The organism is Seongchinamella unica (genome assembly GCF_004354085.1).
Taxonomy (GTDB): Bacteria; Pseudomonadota; Gammaproteobacteria; order Pseudomonadales; family Halieaceae; genus Halioglobus; species Halioglobus unicus.
In genome coordinates this window covers 185,283-202,702 of sequence record NZ_SMSE01000001.1, presented here as the reverse complement: position 1 = coordinate 202,702, position 17,420 = coordinate 185,283, and the positions used below count along the sequence as shown (strand labels likewise).

12 protein-coding genes are annotated in these 17,420 nt (G+C 60.0%); 7 read left to right on the top strand and 5 right to left on the bottom strand.

Annotated elements, in window-relative coordinates:
• Positions 1–134 precede the first annotated feature (134 nt).
• Both E2F43_RS00905 and E2F43_RS00900 read left to right on the top strand, forming a co-directional pair.
• Complete coding sequence (locus tag E2F43_RS00905) at positions 135–3,635, top strand: indolepyruvate ferredoxin oxidoreductase family protein (RefSeq protein WP_133209001.1); 3,501 nt, start codon at positions 135–137, stop codon at positions 3,633–3,635.
• A gap of 28 nt (positions 3,636–3,663) precedes the next feature.
• A complete protein-coding gene (locus E2F43_RS00900; protein WP_133209000.1) occupies positions 3,664–4,719 on the top strand; it encodes a Glu/Leu/Phe/Val family dehydrogenase in 1,056 nt (351 codons plus the stop codon).
• On the opposite strand, the gene E2F43_RS00895 is transcribed toward E2F43_RS00900, so the two are convergent.
• A complete protein-coding gene (locus tag E2F43_RS00895) occupies positions 4,716–5,504 on the bottom strand; it encodes a queuosine precursor transporter (RefSeq protein ID WP_133208999.1) in 789 nt (262 codons plus the stop codon). The genes E2F43_RS00900 and E2F43_RS00895 overlap by 4 nt on opposite strands.
• Entirely contained in the window at positions 5,505–6,206 is a 702-nt protein-coding gene (locus E2F43_RS00890) for an SDR family oxidoreductase (protein ID WP_133208998.1), read from the bottom strand.
• Between the two features lie 127 nt (positions 6,207–6,333).
• Between E2F43_RS00890 and E2F43_RS00885 the strand changes: the two genes are divergently transcribed.
• Positions 6,334–6,816 carry a 6-pyruvoyl trahydropterin synthase family protein gene (locus tag E2F43_RS00885; protein ID WP_133208997.1) on the top strand — a complete coding sequence of 161 codons (483 nt, stop codon included), beginning with the start codon at positions 6,334–6,336 and terminating at the stop codon, positions 6,814–6,816.
• A 137-nt stretch (positions 6,817–6,953) separates the two neighbouring features.
• Here E2F43_RS00885 and prlC read toward each other — a convergent pair whose 3' ends face one another.
• Genes prlC through E2F43_RS00870 form a run of 3 tightly spaced genes read right to left on the bottom strand, consistent with a single transcriptional unit; the run spans position 6,954 to position 10,900 of the window.
• Complete coding sequence (gene prlC, locus E2F43_RS00880) at positions 6,954–8,987, bottom strand: oligopeptidase A (protein WP_133208996.1); 2,034 nt, start codon at positions 8,985–8,987, stop codon at positions 6,954–6,956.
• 51 nt (positions 8,988–9,038) lie between these two features.
• Positions 9,039–9,578 (bottom strand): RNA 2',3'-cyclic phosphodiesterase, encoded by a 540-nt coding sequence (thpR, locus tag E2F43_RS00875; RefSeq protein ID WP_133208995.1) that lies wholly within the window; start codon positions 9,576–9,578, stop codon positions 9,039–9,041.
• Entirely contained in the window at positions 9,578–10,900 is a 1,323-nt protein-coding gene (locus tag E2F43_RS00870; RefSeq protein ID WP_133208994.1) for a DEAD/DEAH box helicase, read from the bottom strand. Before E2F43_RS00870 ends, thpR begins: the two co-directional genes overlap by 1 nt.
• 70 nt (positions 10,901–10,970) lie before the next feature.
• Between E2F43_RS00870 and E2F43_RS00865 the strand changes: the two genes are divergently transcribed.
• From E2F43_RS00865 to E2F43_RS00850, 4 genes are all read left to right on the top strand, one after another.
• Positions 10,971–13,112, top strand: coding sequence for a cation:dicarboxylate symporter family transporter (locus E2F43_RS00865; RefSeq protein ID WP_133208993.1), 2,142 nt, complete (start codon positions 10,971–10,973; stop codon positions 13,110–13,112).
• A gap of 77 nt (positions 13,113–13,189) precedes the next feature.
• Positions 13,190–15,076, top strand: a complete 1,887-nt coding sequence (locus E2F43_RS00860; RefSeq protein ID WP_133208992.1) for a metallophosphoesterase — start codon at positions 13,190–13,192, stop codon at positions 15,074–15,076.
• Positions 15,077–15,100: 24 nt separating this feature from the next.
• Positions 15,101–16,441 carry an NTP/NDP exchange transporter gene (locus E2F43_RS00855; RefSeq protein ID WP_133208991.1) on the top strand — a complete coding sequence of 447 codons (1,341 nt, stop codon included), beginning with the start codon at positions 15,101–15,103 and terminating at the stop codon, positions 16,439–16,441.
• The gene (locus tag E2F43_RS00850) at positions 16,438–17,415 is read left to right on the top strand and encodes a quinone oxidoreductase family protein (protein WP_133208990.1); all 978 of its coding nucleotides are present in this window, start codon (positions 16,438–16,440) and stop codon (positions 17,413–17,415) included. The genes E2F43_RS00855 and E2F43_RS00850 overlap by 4 nt, the downstream gene beginning before the upstream one ends.
• Positions 17,416–17,420 lie beyond the last annotated feature (5 nt).

Genomic DNA, 17,420 nt, shown 5'->3' with positions numbered 1-17,420 from the left:
TGCCTTCCTGTTCGATGTTATTGAATAATTTATGCATATTTTGCCCAAAATCACGATCAAATCAAATAACAATTTCCGCCGATATTGGCCAAAATTAAGGCACTACATCACTACGTAATTAAGCGGTCATTACGATGAACCCTCAGAATGCTCCCTTGATTGGCAAGGTGTCCCTGGACGACAAGTACGCGCTGGATACTACCCGCGCCTACATGACCGGAATAGAAGCACTGGTCCGTCTGCCCATGCTGCAGCATCAGCGCGACCAGCAGCGAGGGCTCAACACCGCCGCATTCATCTCCGGCTATCGTGGATCGCCCCTGGGTACGGTCGACCAGTCCATGTGGAAGGCCCGCCCCTGGCTGGAGAAGCACAATGTGTACTTCCAGGCCGGTATCAACGAGGAACTGGCAGCCACCGCGGTGTGGGGCAGCCAGCAAACCAATCTGTTTGAAGGCGCGAAATACGACGGCGTCTTTGGCATGTGGTATGGCAAGGGGCCGGGCGTAGACCGCTCGATGGATGTGATCAAGCATGCCAATGCGTTTGGTACATCCCGTTACGGCGGTGTGCTGGCAGTGGCCGGTGACGATCACGCCTGCAAATCGTCGACCCTGCCACACCAGTCCGAACACATGTTCATGGGGGCCTCCGTGCCGGTGCTGGCGCCCGCCAACGTGCAGGAGGTGCTGGACCTGGGCGTTTATGGCTGGGAATTATCCCGCTACAGCGGTTGCTGGGTGGGCCTGAAAGCGATTACCGAGAACATGGACTCGGCCATTTCTGCCGACATCGACCCCAACCGTATCGACATCGTCATTCCCGAGGACTTTGAGCTGCCCCCCGGCGGTGTTCACGGCCGCTGGCCGGACAAACCGCTGGAGCAGGAGTGGCGCCTTAACAAGTACAAGATTTACGCCGCCCGTGAGTTTGCCCGGGTCAACGGTATCAACAGGATCGTGCTGGATTCCCCCAATGCCCGCCTGGGGATCGTGACCTCGGGCAAGGCCTACCTGGATGTCATGCAGGCCCTTGAGGATATGGGTATTGACGCGGCCGTTGCCGCGGAAATAGGTCTGCGGGTCTACAAGGTCGGCATGCCTTGGCCGCTGGAGCCCCGGGCTACGGCACAGTTTGCCGAAGGCCTGGAAGAAATCCTGGTGGTAGAGGAAAAGCGTTCGGTGATCGAGGATCAGCTCACCGGCCAGTTGTACAATTATGCGTCCGACTCACGCCCGCGCGTGATAGGTGAGTTTGACGAGCACGGCCGTGACCTGTTGACCAATCTCGGCGAGCTGTCGCCGGCAACCATTGCCCTGGCGATTCACAGTCGCCTGCGCCGCTTTTACCAGTCGGAAACCATGGACCAGCGCATCCGCTGGATTGAGGAGAAAGAAGCCTCCCTCGCCACCCCGCGCGATACCATCGAACGCGTACCGCACTTCTGCAGCGGCTGCCCCCACAATACCTCCACCAAGGTGCCCGAGGGCAGTCATGCCCTGGGCGGTATCGGTTGTCACTATATGGCCACCTGGATGCCGGACCGGGAGACCCATACTTTCACCCAGATGGGTGGTGAAGGCGTGACCTGGGTCGGACAGGCGCCGTTTACCGAAACCCCGCACGTGTTCCAGAACCTGGGTGACGGTACCTATTCCCACTCCGGCATTCTCGCGGTGCGGGCAGCGGTAGCGTCCAAGGTCAATATCACCTACAAGATCCTCTACAACGACGCGGTGGCCATGACCGGTGGGCAGCCGGTAGACGGCAGCCTGGAGATGGACGACCTGATCATGCAACTGCGGGGTGAAGGTGTGCGCCGCATCGCCCTGGTCAGCGATGATCCCGGGCAGTGGCGCGGACAATTTTCCGGTACGCCGGGTTACAGCCTGCACCATCGCGATGAGATGAACAGCCTGCAAAAAGAACTGCGTGAGTTCAAGGGTACCTCGGTCATCATCTACCAGCAGACCTGCGCCGCCGAGAAGCGCCGCCGTCGCAAGAAGGGTATCCTGGAAGACCCCGCCAAGCGCCTGTTTATCAATGACGCGGTTTGCGAGGGCTGCGGCGATTGCAGTGTCAAGTCGAACTGTCTCTCGGTTTTGCCCAAGGAAACCGAACTGGGCCGCAAGCGTGAAATCGACCAGAGTGCCTGTAACAAGGATTACAGTTGTGCCCGTGGCTTCTGCCCCAGTTTCGTCAGTGTGATTGGCGGCAGGCTGAAAAAATCCAGTGGCGCCACCGGTGCCGCCGACCTGGAATTCGACCCGCTGCCGCAACCGGAGTTGCCCTCGCTTGAGCGGCCGTGGAATACGGTAGTAACCGGCGTGGGTGGCACCGGCGTGCTGACGATCACTGCGCTGGTCGCCATGGCCGCCCACATCGAAGGCAAGGGCTGCGCGACCCTGAACCAGACCGGGCTCGCCCAGAAGTTTGGCGCCGTGGTCAGCCACGTGCGGGTGAGCGAAAACCAGCAAGACATCCACGCAGTGCGTATTCCCGCCGGTGAGGCGGATCTGCTGGTCGGCTGTGACCTGGTGGTGGCCTCTACCTACGAAGCCATGGGCAAGGTGGCCAAGGGACGCAGCTATGCCGTGGTCAATGCGGCGGAGGTGCCGACTTCGGCGTTCATCCTCAATCCCGATGCCAAGTTCCCCAGCAAGGCGATGAAAGACAAAGTCATTGCCGAAGTGGGTGAGGACAGTTGCCACTTCATCGACTCGACCAAAGTCGCCACGGAGTTGCTGGGTGACTCCATTGCCAGCAACCTGTTTCTGCTGGGCTTTGCCTGGCAGCGGGGCCTGGTGCCAGTATCGGCAGAGGCACTCGAGCAGGCCATCGAGCTCAATGGCGTGGCGGTAGAATTTAACAAGCAGGCCTTCCTCTGGGGACGTCGCTGTGCCCACCAGCCGGAGAAAGTGATGTCACTGCTGAAGCCGGAGCAGGAAGCCGTCGCACCCCTGAGCCTGGACGAACTGATCGCCGACCGGGAGCGGCGCCTGACCGACTACCAGAACAGTGCTTATGCAAAAGACTATCGCCAGCAGATAGACAAGGTACGCGAGGCCGATTCCCGGGCGGACGAGGACGATTCTGTGACCCGGGCCGCCGCTCGCCAACTGTACCGACTGATGGCGTACAAGGATGAGTACGAGGTTGCGCGGCTTTATTCCAACGGCGATTTCCAGCGCAAGCTGGAAGCCCGGTTTGAAGGAGACTACAAGCTGCGCTTCAACCTCGCGCCACCGCTGTTTTCCAAGCGTGATCCGGAAACCGGCGAACTGATCAAGCGCGAGTTCGGTCCGTGGATGCAAACCGCATTCAGCTGGTTGGCGCGGGCCCGGTTCCTGCGTGGCACCGCCCTGGATATTTTTGGTTATACCGCCGAGCGCAAGCAGGAACGGCAGGATATTGCTGACTACCGCGAACTGCTGGAAGAAATCGCCCGCCGTCTCGACGACGAGAATTACAGCACCGCCGCTGAACTGGCGGCCAATGTGTACAAGTTGCGTGGCTACGGCCATATCAAGGATCGCAATCGCGAGCAATTGCGGGCGGAACAGGCAAGCCTGTTGGCCCGGTTACGAGGTGAAGAGATTGAAGAATCAACCGTCCGTTTTGTGAACGCGGCCTGACCAATAAGAACCCCTGGAGGAGAAGTGGATGTCAATATTTGATGCACCGGCTTACGATGGCCACGAACTGGTGACGTTCGGCAAGGATGCGGCAACCGGTCTGCGCGCGATTATTGCCGTACACAGCACGGTGCTGGGTCCGGCAGTGGGAGGCTGCAGAATGTACCCCTATGCCAGCGAAGAGGAGGCACTCAACGACGTGTTGCGCCTCTCTCGGGGTATGACTTTCAAGTCGGCGCTGGCCGGGCTGCCTTTTGGCGGCGGCAAGTCGGTCATTATCGGCGACCCCCGCCGGGACAAGACACCCCAGCTGATGCGAGCCATGGGCGACTTCGTGAACTCCCAGGGCGGGCGTTACGTTGCTGCTGAGGACTCCGGAACCGGTGTCGAGGACATTCGCCTGATGGCCGAACAAACTCCGCACGTGAGTGGCATGGATGATAACGAATTCGGAGGCGATCCCTCGCCGAGCACCGCATGGGGCGTATTCCTTGCCATTCGCACCGCGGTCAGGCACAGGCTCGGCGAAGACAGTTTGCAGGGCTTGCGGGTCGCAGTGCAGGGATTGGGCCATGTGGGTTATTACCTGGCGGGATATCTCACCCAGGCTGGCGCCACCGTACTGGGTGCCGACGTTAACGAGGACAACCTGCGCCGGGCGGAGCTTGACCATGGGGTGCAGGCAGTGGCTGCCGACGCCATCCTCGGTGCCGAGGTGGACGTGTTGGCACCCTGCGCCATGGGCGCCATACTCAACGCCGCGACCATCCCGGATCTGCGCGCCGGTATTGTTGCCGGAGCCGCCAACAACCAGCTGGCCACTGAGGCAGACGGCGATAGCCTGCAGGCGCGCGGCATTCTTTACTGCCCGGATTTCCTGATCAATGCCGGCGGTATCATCGATGTGCACCACCAGCGCATTGGTTCACCGGATGCGGAGAAGCGGGCGCATATCCAGCGTATTGAGCAGACCCTGTCACAGGTGCTGCGGCGAGCCGAAGAAAGTCACGGCCACAGCAACGACATCGCCGAGGAACTGGCACGCAATATGATTGCCCGCGCCGGACAGTCACTCGCCGCTTAGGCGTTGGTGCTGCTGCTACCGCCCAGTGGGGTGGCAGTTTCGCCGGGTGCGAGTTGCAGGTAGCGCCGCAGGTAGTGCACTCCCAGATAGAAGGGCCCCGTGTCCAGCAGCGCCACGGTGGCCTTGAACAGGTAGTTGCTGCCCACCAGGATCAACAGGGTCCTGAAGCTCATCTCGTCGCGCATGAAAGCCGCGCCGAAGGTCACCGTAATCACCATGATGGAATCAACCATCTGGCTCATCAGCGTACTGAAATTATTGCGCACCCAGAGGTACTTGCCCCTGGTGACCCGCTTCCAGAAATGAAACAGCTGCACGTCGCAATACTGTGCTGCGATGTAGGCCAGCATGGAGGCGAATACCGCCCCTGATGTCGTTGCGTATATCAGCTGGTACAAGCCCACCGACTGTTCCACCATTTCGCCATTGGGTAGCGCCACCGGCGCCGCCAGTTGCAGGATCTGCCAGGGCGGCATGCTCTCGGTCGGGACCGAAGGCAGGCTGTTACCCAGTAGCAGCACGCCCAGAATCATGAAGTTGAGTCCAAGGCCAACCGAAACCAGGAAGTTGGCCCTGGCCTTGCCGTAGAGTTCGCAAATCAGGTCGGTGCAGAGAAAGGTGAGGGGGTAGGGCAGCACGCCCACCGCCAGCGCCATCGGGCCCAGTTGTACAAAGCGGGTGATGCCAATGACGTTCAGCAGTGTCATAGCGCAGAGGAAGGTGCCTGCGAGCACCAGGAATACCCGTTCCCGTCGTTCCTGTAGCCTCGGTAACTCCAGCGACATTCAGCTTTCCCGTTGACCGAGGTTGGCGTGAAGCACAGCCCCATTGATGACCGGGTGGTTGTGAGCCCAGTGGATGAGTTCGGCAATTTCTATCGGTTGTACCAGTCGGTTGAAACTGTTCATTCCAGCGATAATTCCCTCCACCTCGGGATCGGTACCAATATGGGTGCGCAGCATCTCGGTGTCGGTGAAGCCCGGGCAGACCAGCGCGGTGTGAATGCCTTTTCCCATCAGGTCCTGGCAGGTGGCCCGCATCATGCCCAGCTGGGCGTGCTTGCTGACCACGTAGCTGAAAGACGCTGACACGGCTTTTTCAGAGAGGGTGGAGCCCACGTAGAGGATGCTGGAGCCTTGCTGCATTATCGGCAGGATTCCCTGGTTGAGACTGTTGATGGCTACGACGTTGGTTTCCATCACCAGCCGCAGGCTGTCGCTGTCGCAGGCGTCGCAGCTGTCCTTGAGCATCTGGCTGGCATTGTGCACCAGGGCGATGTGATCAGCGCCCTGGAGTGACTGCTGCAGCGTGGCCACGGCCCGATTGACAGAGTCAGGGGACGAAAGGTCGCAGGCCAGGTTGTCAATGCCCGGCAGGGGGCACTCCCGACGGGACAGGTTGAAGACCCGGTAATTGTCTGCCAGAAACAGGGCTGCAGCTTCCCGCCCAATGCCGACACTGGCGCCGGTTATGATTGCCGCTTTCATAGATGCTCACCTTTACAAAGTTGTCCAGAGTTAATGATTTGCCCCGAAGCGTCAAGCCTTGCTGCACGGTTGCGCTTGGCATTCACTGGCATGACAATGGTTGGCAAACCATACGCATGAGGCAGCAATGGCGGATTACACCTCGCTACACATCGACAAGGAGAGCCACAAATTCTCCGCAGCGCACTACACCATTTTTTCGGCCACCGAACGTGAGCGCCTGCACGGCCATAACTACTCCGTGTCTGCCCGTTTTATCGCGCCCCTGGGCGATAATGGATTTTCCGCCGATTACAACGTGTACAAAAACCGCCTGGCCGGGCTCTGCGAGGAGTTGGATGAATACATGCTGCTGGCGGCGGAATCGCCCTACCAGCGTATCGAGGAGGACGGTAATTTCTACCGGGTGCATTTCAATGGCGAGGAAATGCTGTTCCTGCGTGCCGATACCCTGCTACTGCCGATACGCAATGCCACGGTAGAGGAGTTTTCCCGCTACCTGTTGCAGAAGCTTGTGGCCCTCTCCGCCGGGGAAGGCCTGACTGAAATCGAGCTGTTTGTCGCTTCCGGACCCGGGCAAAAAGCAGGTTCATTGTGGCGCAGCAGCTAGCGGTATATCTGCCGGAGCCGGTTCAGCCCGGGATTAACAACGAAGCGCAGGCCGGGCACTGGCCGGCAACGGGCGCTAGCAAAGACCGCCCGCAGCCATCCTGCCGCCGTGTGACGCAGTGCCCCAGGGGGCAGTTCTCAGGCTGCAATACCCGAGTGACGCAGTAGCGGCGCGATATCCGGCTCGCGCCCGCGGAAGGCCACAAAGGCCTCCATGGCCTCGCGGGCACCACCGACAGCAAGCACTTCCCGCTGGAAATCGGCGCCGGTTTCCGCATTGAATATACCTTCCTCCTCAAAGCGCGAGTAGGCGTCCGCCGAGAGCACTTCCGCCCACTTGTAGCTGTAGTAGCCGGCGGCGTAACCGCCGGCGAATATATGACTGAAACCGTGCTGGAAACGGTTGTAAGCGGGAGTCGGCACGACGCAGACTTTCTCGCGCACCTCATTCAGTATCTTCTGTACATCGCGGGCATCGCCGCCGTCCCAGTTAAGGTGCAGCTGGAAATCGAACAGCGCGAACTCCAGTTGCCTGACCATTTGCATGGCGGAGTTGAAATTACGGGCGGCCAGCATGTTGTCCAGCATCTCACCGGGCAGGGGCTTGCCGGTCTCGTAGTGACCGGAGATAAACGCCAGTGCCTCGGGCTCCCAACACCAGTTTTCCAGAAACTGGCTGGGCAGCTCTACAGCGTCCCAGGCCACGCCGTTGATGCCGGAGATGGCGGCAACGGTCTGCTGGGTCAGCATGTGGTGCAGTCCGTGACCAAATTCGTGGAACAGGGTGGTGAGTTCATCGTGGGTGAGCAGTGCCGGCTTGTCACCCACTGGCGGGGTGAAATTACAGTTAAGGTAGGCGACCGGCAGCTGCAGGGCATCGTCCCGTTGGCGCCGAACCCGACAGTCGTCCATCCAGGCGCCACCCTGTTTTTTGGGGCGCGCGTAGAGATCCAGGTAAAAGCGGGCGATCACTGCGCCGTCCCTGAGCACATTGAACAGCTTGACGTCCCGGTGGTAGCTGTCGAAATCGGTGACTTCTTCAACGTTGACGCCGTACAGGCGGTTGACTACTTCAAACAGGCCCGGGAGTACCCTGTCCGCCGGCAGGTAGGGACGGATGTCTTCCTGGGATATCTGGTACCGCTGCTGCCTGAGTTTTTCACTGTAATAGGGGCCATCCCAGGCCTGCAGCTCCTGCACGCCGTAGTTTTCCCGGGCGAATGTGCTGAGCGCGTCCCACTCCTTCCGCGCCTGGTCGTAGGACCTGGCCGCCAGCTGCTCGAGAAACTCCAGGACCTGGGCCGGTGTCTCAGCCATTTTGGTCGCCAGCGACAGTTCTGCGTAGTTTGTAAACCCGAGCAGGCGGGCCAGTTCCAGGCGCAGGTCGAGGATTTCGGACATGACCGCCGAGTTGTCCCATTGCCCGGCGTGTGGCCCCTGCTCGGAAGCCCGGGTCGAGTTGGCGAGATACACTTCCTCGCGCAGTTCAGCGTTGTCGCAATAGGTCAGCACCGGGTAATAGGAGGGGAATTCAAGGGTGATCAAGTAGCCTTCCTTGCCTGCCTGTTGCGCCGCCTGCCTGGCACTGGCAAGGGCGGACTCGGGCAAACCTGCAAGTTGTTCCTCGCTGACCTGTTTCGACCAGGCGTTGGTTGCGTCCAGCACGTTCTCGCCAAACTTGCTGCCCAGTTCAGACAGCCGCTTTTTCAACTCGCCGTAGCGCTGTTTCTGTTCGTCGGCCAGTGCTACTCCGGCCAGGCGGAAGTCACGCAGGGCGTTTTCCACCGCTTTCTGCCGGCCTGGCTCCAGGTCGGAAAATTCCTCGCTTTCGGCAATCTGCAGGTAGCCCTGGTAGAGGGCCTGGTGCTGTCCCATCCAGGTGCCATAGGCAGACAGCAATGGCAGGCAGGCGTTATAGGCTTCGCGCAATTCATCGCTGTTGCGCACACTGTTGAGATGGGACACCGGGGAAAATACCCGCGACAGTTCATCGTCCAGCTCTTCGATGGGCTTGAGCAGGTTGTCGGCGGTGTAGCGGTCATTGGCCGCCAGCAGCGCCTCGATAGCGGCCTTGTTTCGTTCGATCAGCTGGCTGATGGCGGGTTCAATGTCCGCGATCTCGAGGGTGGAAAAACTGGGTAGCTCGGCATTGTTGAACAGGGAGTTGGTCATGTTGGGAGTCCGCTTCAGATTCGGCGTGGATTTTAACTCACCGTGACGGGGCTAACATCCATTGAGCGAGGAAAAATTCCAGCGGGCAATGCTATTGTAGCTGACTCCCTGGCGACCATTCCGTGACTCCATCAATGAGAACCCCCGGTAGGGCAGGCCGAAACTGCAGCCAGCGGTGGGAGCCGGCGGCGCTTCCTCGCATCCCCGGAACAGGGTGAGGTGGGGGCGAAAATCACCGCGCTTGCGTCTCGCGCCCACCGCATTGCCGCGGGTGGACAGCGCTCCGGCAAGCTCGTCGAGTGTTTCCGGCCACCGCTGTGGGCCCAGCCAGTAAATACCGGGTCTGGGCCAGTAGCCGACCTGGTCGAGGTGGATTTCGGCGCTGGTAAACGTGCGCCGTTCCAGTAATTCGTCCGTCTGGGCGCAGAGTTGCTCCAGCTGCGGTTCGCGCATTTCTCCCAGGAACGCCAGGGTGATGTGGAAGTTGGCTGGCGGCACCGGCCTGCCCAGCACAGGGAGCTGGCGCTGGCGCCAGTCGGCAATTTTCAGTGCCAGATTTCCCGGTAGCTCCAGGGCGAAAAACAGCCGCATCAGGTTTTCGGCTTTTTCTTCATCAGGGGTGCGAAACCGTCACTGGAAACCGACTTGCTGGCGCCGCGTTTTCCCTTGCTCTTCTGGTTGCGGGCCCGCGATTTTGCTTTATCGGCGGGTGATTTGCTGCGCTTTTTCTTGCTGCCGGCGGCCTTGCCGGACCCCTTGGTTTTCTTGGGCCCGCTGTAGCGCGCCTTGAGGCCTGGCAGGGCGCGTTGCTCGAATTCCAGGTTCAGGTAGCGCTGGATACTGACCATCAGGTTCCACTCGCTGGCGCTGACCAGCGAGATTGCCAGCCCGCTGGCCCCGGCCCGGCCGGTGCGACCGGTGCGGTGCAGATAGTCGTCTCCCTTGTGGGGGACATCGTAGTTGACCACCAGGTCGATATCCTTAACGTCCAGCCCGCGGGCAGCCACGTCCGATGCGCAGAGGATATCAATCTTGCTGTCGCGCAGTTGTGCCAGTACATGCTTGCGCTCCTCGGTCGTCAATTCGCCATGCAGGCATCCGCAGCGCAGGCCGTGGTGTTTTAGCAGTCCCGCCAGGCGCTGGGCATTGATGCGCTTGTTGGCGAAGACCAGGGCCCGGGTAAATCCTCCCTGCTCCATCAGGGCAACCAGTAGTTTGTCCTTGTGTTCCTGGGAATCAGCCAGTATGCGCTGGTGGTGTATGCTGCTGTGGGGCTGCCGCACTTCGCCGACCGCGATGGAGCGCGGGTTGTCCATTATTTCCCGGGCGACGCCGCCCAGTCCCTTGTGCTTGAGGGTTGCCGAAAGCAGGATTACCTGGCGTTGCTCACCGCAGAAACCGGCGACCTTGAGCACCTCGTCACGAAAGCCCAGATCCAGCATACGATCCGCCTCGTCCAGTACCAGGGTTCTCAGCGCAGAAAGATCGGCGCTGCCTTTCTCACAGTGCTCCAGCAGGCGTCCCGGTGTGGCGATAATGATTTCGGGGTTTTTGCGCAGTAGCGCCTTCTGGTATTTGAAGTCGGCGCCACCTGTGATGGCCTGGGCCGACAGGGGCGTTTTCTGGATCAGGTCGCGACAGTTTTTCAACACCTGTCGTGCGAGCTCGCGGGTAGGAACCAGTATCACCATCAACGCCCCGGCCTGGGGGTCGATGGGCTGAGCGAGAATTCGCTGGGCTCCCGGCAGCAGGTAGGCCAGGGTCTTGCCGCTGCCGGTTTCGGCGCTGACCCGCAGGTCATGTCCCTCCAGTGCGGCAGGTATCACCTGTAGCTGGACGTCGGTGGGGGTGTCGAACCCCAGTTCATCCAGCCCCAGGCGCAGGCCCCGGTCCAGTTCAATTTGCTCCAGCACGTGTTGGTCTCACTCCCAATGTCTTCTGCTATCATCCTAGGCTAATTACCGAGGGAACAACAGCCTGTCCATGAGCTTGTCGGGGAGAATATTGGTCGGCCTTCTGGTCGGGGTGGTCACCGGGCTTTTCTTTGGTGAACTGGTGGCTGATCTCAAACTGGTCGGTGACATCTTTGTCAAGCTGCTGCAAATCACCGTACTGCCTTACATTATCGTCTCCCTGATTGCCGGTTTTGGCCGCATGCAGATGCAGCAGGCCAGGCAGCTGGCGCTGCGCGGGACTGCCGTGCTGCTGGTGATCTGGGGGCTGGCGCTCAGCCTCATTTTTGTTGCCGCGATGGCATTCCCGGATATCGAAACCGCATCGTTTTTCTCCGCCCCCTCCCGAGTCGAGGCGGACCAGCCGGATCTGCTGGAACTTTACCTGCCGGCCAACATTTTTTACTCCCTGTCCAATAACCTGGTGCCGGCGGTGGTGTTGTTTTCCATCCTGGTGGGTGTAGCACTCATCCAGCTGGAGGACAAAAGCAGAATATTGCCGGTTTTTGATGGTCTTGCCGAGGCCATGGCGCGGATAAATACCGCCATGGTGAAGCTCACTCCCTATGGCATTTTTGCCATTGCCGCGGCTGCCGCGGGCACCATGACGATCGAGGAGCTGAGTCGGGTGCAGGTATACCTTGTCACCTATATCAGCCTCGCATTACTGGTTACCTTCTGGATATTTCCCGGTCTGGTCGCCACCCTCAGCGGTATTCCCTACCGCGAGGTGCTGAGTTCCTTTCGCGATGCCCTGGTAACTGCATTTGCCACCGGCAACCAGTTTGTGGTGCTGCCTCAGATCGCTGAAAACGCGAAACAGCTACTGGCAAGGCACCATGCGGCGGGGCGGGATACCGAATCTGCGGTGGACATTATTGTGCCCGTGTCTTTCAACTTTCCCTCTCTGGGCAAGTTGCTGGTACTGCTGTTCGTGCTGTTTGCCGCCTGGTTTACTGACACCCAGGTCGCTTTTCTCGACCGGCTGGCGCTGGCTTTCGGCGGTTTGTTCAGCCTGTTCGGCAGTATTAACGTGGCCGTACCCTATATGCTGAATTCTCTGCAGATTCCCTCTGATATGTTCCAGCTGTTCCTGGTTACGGGCATTGTGGTGGGTCGCTTCGGGGCCATGCTCGCCGCGCTCCATATCGTGGTGCTGGCGGTTATCGGGCCGCTTGCCGTGGCAGGTCGCCTGCGTCTGCGCTGGATGGACCTGGGGCGATACCTGCTGGTGTCCGCGGCTGCCCTGTTCGCGATGGTCCTGGTCCTGCAAATGTACTTTCGTGCCTTTGTGCCGCCGCCGCCACCTCGTGATGAGGTCCTGTCGAATATCGAGCTGTTGGTCCAGCGGGTACCGGCGCGCATTGTGACCGACGTGCCGGAAGCGAGCGTCACCCAACTGGCGGGCACCCGGCTGGACCACATTCTCTCTACCGGCGCACTGCAGGTGGGATACCGTCCCAACAATCTGCCCTGTAGCTACATTACCCCCAAAGGTGACCTGGTCGGCTTCGATGTGGAAATGGCCCACATGCTGGCCCAGGATCTCGAGGTCAAGCTGGAATTCGTACCCTTTGAGTTCGACGGTCTCAGGCGCATGCTGGCGTCCGGCCAGATTGACATTGCCATGTCCTGCGTCGCCAGCCTGCCCGATCGTTACGCTGACGCCAGCTTCTCCCGACCCTACCTGGACCTGGCCATGGCATTTGTCACCCGGGACCACCAGCGGGAAGTGTTCAGCGACATCCAGACGCTGAAAGCATGGGATGGATTGACCATTGCGCTGGTCAGTAGTAGCTATTACGAAGCCCGCCTGCGACGACTATTGCCCGATGTGCGCTTTGTTTACCTGGAGGCCGCCGAGGACTTTTTTACTGGCAGAGACCAGGGCGCCCATGCACTGTTGCTGACTGAAGAAGAAGGTGCAGCCTATGCCTATCGCTACCCGCATTACGGCGTGGTGACCACTGCAAAACGGGTGGGAATGCCCGCCGCTTACCCGGTACCCAAGGGGGATCTGGAGATGGTCGAATTTGTCAGCAACTGGATACAGCTCAAGCGCAGCGAGGGTACCATCGAACGCCTGTATCACTACTGGATGCGCGGCGGAGCGACAGCGGACAAGACTCCGCGCTGGTCAGTCATCCGCGATGTGCTCGGTTGGGTGGATTGAATTCCCCCATCCGGGGTGCGGAAGCGGTTTTTTGCATCTACACTCTTGCCAGAGAGAGTCGTTCCCGGAAACTACCCATGCGCCTGCTGATCAGCTTACTGTTAACCCTACTGTTCTGCCTTCCCCCGACTGCCTTTGCCTATGAGGTCAGCACCTCGGCGCGGGTGGTGGCTTTCGCCGACGTCCACGGCGCCTACGACGACTGGGTGGCCCTGCTCAAGGAAGTGGGTGTGGTGGACGAGCAGCTGAACTGGAGCGGCGGTGATACCCATCTGGTGTCGTTGGGCGATCTGGTAGATCGTGGCCCCGGCTCCCGCAAGGTGGTGCAGTTGCTGATGAAGCTCGACGCCCAGGCGGAGCAGGCCGGTGGCGCGGTCCACATGACCCTCGGCAACCACGAGGTGATGGTGATGACCGGTGACCTGCGCTACGTCTCCGCCGCTGAATTTGCCGCCTTCGCCGGGGATGAGACCCAGGCGCAAAGGGATGCGGCCTACGCAGAGTACCGTCGCTTCAATCCGGGTGGCGAGGAAGCCACGGTTCGGGCCACGTTTGACGAGCAATTTCCGAAGGGATTTTTCGCCCTGCGCGCAGCTTTTTCCCTTAAGGGCGAACTCGGTAGCTGGTTGATCCGCCAACCCTTTGTGATCAAGGTCAATGACAAGGTCTATATGCACGGCGGTATCGCCGCTGCCGCCACTGACAAGTCCATCAAACAGCTCAATCTGCAACTCACCGAAGAACTGCGCACGTTCCTCTCCAGTATGGATACCCTGCGCGAGGCGGGCGTCATGCCCTGGCATGTGAATTATTACGACCGCCTGGCCTTTCTCAATGCGCGGGTAGAGGAATACGTGGCGGCCAACCCCGGGACCAAAGCGGACTGGTTTCCCCAGGTGCAGCAGGTATTTGAGGCCCAGGAGGCCTTCGTATTCAGTCCCGACAGCCCCAACTGGTACCGCGGTACCGCGTGGTGTCACCCCTTATCCGAATCCTTTAATACCGAGCGCTTTCTCAAACGCGTGGGTGGCAAGCAACTGGTAATGGGACACACCCAGACCCGTGGCGAGGTGCATTCTCGTATGGACGGTCTGGCCATTCGGCTGGATACAGGCATGTTGCGTGCCGTGTACAAAGGGCGGGCATCGGCCTTGATTTCCAATGACGGCCCCGACTACGTGCACTACCTTGGCCAGGACCAGCGGGCCTTGCCGACCCCGGAAGTGACCAGTCTTTCGCAAAAACTCTCCGGCATGAGTGATGCGGAGCTGGAAGATTTCATGCGCACTGCGCCGGTAACCCGGGTGGAGGATATCGGCACCGGAATCACCAACCCCAAACGGGTGACCCAGGAGCGGGACGGGGTGATCAACGATGCCGCCTTCAAGTACGAGGACACCCATCCGCAGCTGCAGGACAAACCCAAGTACGTCACCCGGCGCTACAACGAAAGTGATCGCTACCAGTACGACGTGGCCGCCTACAAGCTGGATCGCCTGCTGGGCCTGCAAATGGTGCCCGCCGCGGTTATTGCCCGGGTCGAGGGTGTCGAGGGCGCTTTATCTGACTGGGTGGAAAACTCCATCAACGAACGCGACCGGCTGGAAGCCGACCTGCCGTTCCAGGGCCACTGCAAGCAATGGGAACAGTACCGGCTGCGCTTCGTGTTCGACATCCTGATATACAATGAGGACCGCAACCTCACCAATATCCTGTGGACCAAGGATGATTTCATGATGAAGTTTATCGATCATAGCCTCGCCTTCCGCAGTACCGAGAGGCGGCCCAGTCAGTACCGCAAGGTCGACCTGGATGTGTCCGACCTGTTGCGCAAGCGATTGCAGAGCCTGAGCGAGAAAGACCTGGAGGCCGAGCTGGCTCCCTATCTGCACCCAAGACAGATCGAGGCGATACTTGCGCGCAGGGACCTCATCCTCAAAGAGGCCAGAGGCACCGGGAAGTAATCCCGGCAAACGAGGCCAGAACCGTTGACTGAATCAAACGCCGGTGCGTGGTTCAAACGCACCCTGTTTCTCGGCGTGGAACTGCGCCCCGGGGAAACCGCCGGGGTCCTGGCCATGTTTGCCAGCCTGTTTCTCATCCTGTTCACCGCCTACCTGCTCAAGCCCGCGCGGGAAATGCTCATTCTGACCGAGGGGACGGCCGAGATCCGCAGCTACGCAGTGGCACTGCAGGCACTATTGCTGCTGTTCTTTATTCCCCTGTACGGTAAATTTTCCCGGGGATTCGACAGCTTCCGCTATATGCAGATCGTGACCGCCGTGTGTGTCACAACGCTGGTCGGGTTTGCCGCCGCGGGAAAGTCAGGGATGGCCGTCTCGGTTCCCTATTTTGTCTGGCTGGGTGCCTACAGTGTGCTCATCATCGCCCAGTTCTGGGCCTATGCCTCCGAGCTTTACAGCAGGGAGGCGGGCGAGCGCCTGTTCGTGATTGTTGCCCTGGGCGCGTCACTGGGCGCCTGGGTAGGCTCGGCCGCCTCGCGCGAGCTGGTCAATTACCTGGACGCCTATGGCCTGATGATCGCCGGGGCGGTGACCCTCGCGCTCGCCAGCCTGCCAGCCGGGGTGGCAAACAAATCGGTCCCGCAGGGATCCCGAGGTGATAGCCAGGCCGCAGAGTCGCCGACACAACCCTCGATTTTTGCCGGTTTCCAGCTGGTGCTCAGTCGCCGCTACCTGCTGTTGATGGCGGGCTTTGTGATTATGCTCAACCTGGTCAATACTACAGGGGAGTATCTGCTGTCGGCGATTCTTGAGACCATGTACGCAGAGGGGACTGCCGCCGGCACTATCGCGGTGGACAAGGGGACCTATGTAGGTCGCTTCTACGGTGGTTTTTACTTCGTGGTAAACCTGCTTGGTGTATTGATCCAGTTTTTCCTGGTCTCGCGCCTGATTCGCCTGGCGGGCTTCAGTATTGCATTCCTGCTGACGCCGCTGGTTATTTTTCTCGGCTACGCTTCCCTGGCCCTGCTGCCGGTTATCGGCTGGTTCCGCTATTTCAAGGTGGCGGAGAACAGCCTGGACTATTCGCTGCAGAACACCGCCAGACAAATGCTTTACCTCCCGCTCAGTCGGCAGGAGAAGTACGAGGCGCGGGCGGTAATAGACCCCTTTGGCCAGCGCCTGGGTGACCTGCTTCAGGCGGGCCTGATATTTGTCGGGCTGCGCCTGCTGGAGTGGGTGTCGAACGATTTTATTCCGCTGGCGGCGCTGCTGGCCGCCGGTACACTGACCCTGGCAATACTTATCGTCCGTGAACGATCACGTTTGCTGGCGTCCGCAGAACAGAAGGAGAACACGCAATGAGAACAGTGAAGGCCATCAGGATCGCCGAAACCGGTGGACCGGAAGTGATGATGCTGCAAGACGTTGTCCTGGAACCTCCCGGCCCGGGAATGGTCACCGTGCGCAATCACGCGATAGGGCTCAACTACATCGACACCTATCATCGCAGCGGCCTTTACCCCCTGCCCCTGCCAACCGGTATCGGGCTGGAAGGTGCCGGAGAGGTTGAAGCCGTAGGCGAAGGCGTGAGCCTGAAGGTGGGTGACCGGGTCGCCTACTGCTCAGCGGGTTTTGGTGCCTATGCGGAAGGACTTAATCTCCCGGCCAGCCGGCTGGTGCCGATTCCCGAGGGTATGGACTACGACCAGGCCGCTGCCTGCCTGCTCAAGGGGCAGACCGCGGAGTACCTCATCCAGCGCACCTATCCTCTGCAGTCGGGTGAAACCTGCCTGTTTCACGCAGCAGCGGGGGGGGTTGGCCTGTTGTTCGGGCAGTGGGCTCAAAGCATTGGAGCGATCGCGATCGGTACAGTGGGTTCCGAGCAAAAAGCGGTTCTCGCCAGGGAGCACGGTTATGCCCACGTCATCAACTATCGGGAGGAAGATGTACTGCAGCGGCTGCTGGAAATCACCGGCGGTGAAAAGTTGCCGGTGGTCTACGACGGCGTCGGCGCCGACACCTTCGACCTGTCACTGAGCTGCCTGCGTCTGCGGGGACTGATGGTCAGCTTTGGCAATGCCTCCGGAGCCCCTGCACCACTGGACCTGCAGCGGTTGGCGGTCAACGGATCCCTCTACATTACCCGGCCGACGATGCTGAGCTACACCGCCACTGAGGAAGAGCTGCGCCAGTCCAGTGAGGACCTTTTTTCCCGTATCCTGTCCGGGGATATTCGGGTAGAAATCAACCAGCGCTATCCGCTGGCGGAGGTACAGCAGGCTCATCGGGACCTCGAAAGTCGCAAAACCACGGGCTCGACGGTTTTGATACCGTGATCGAG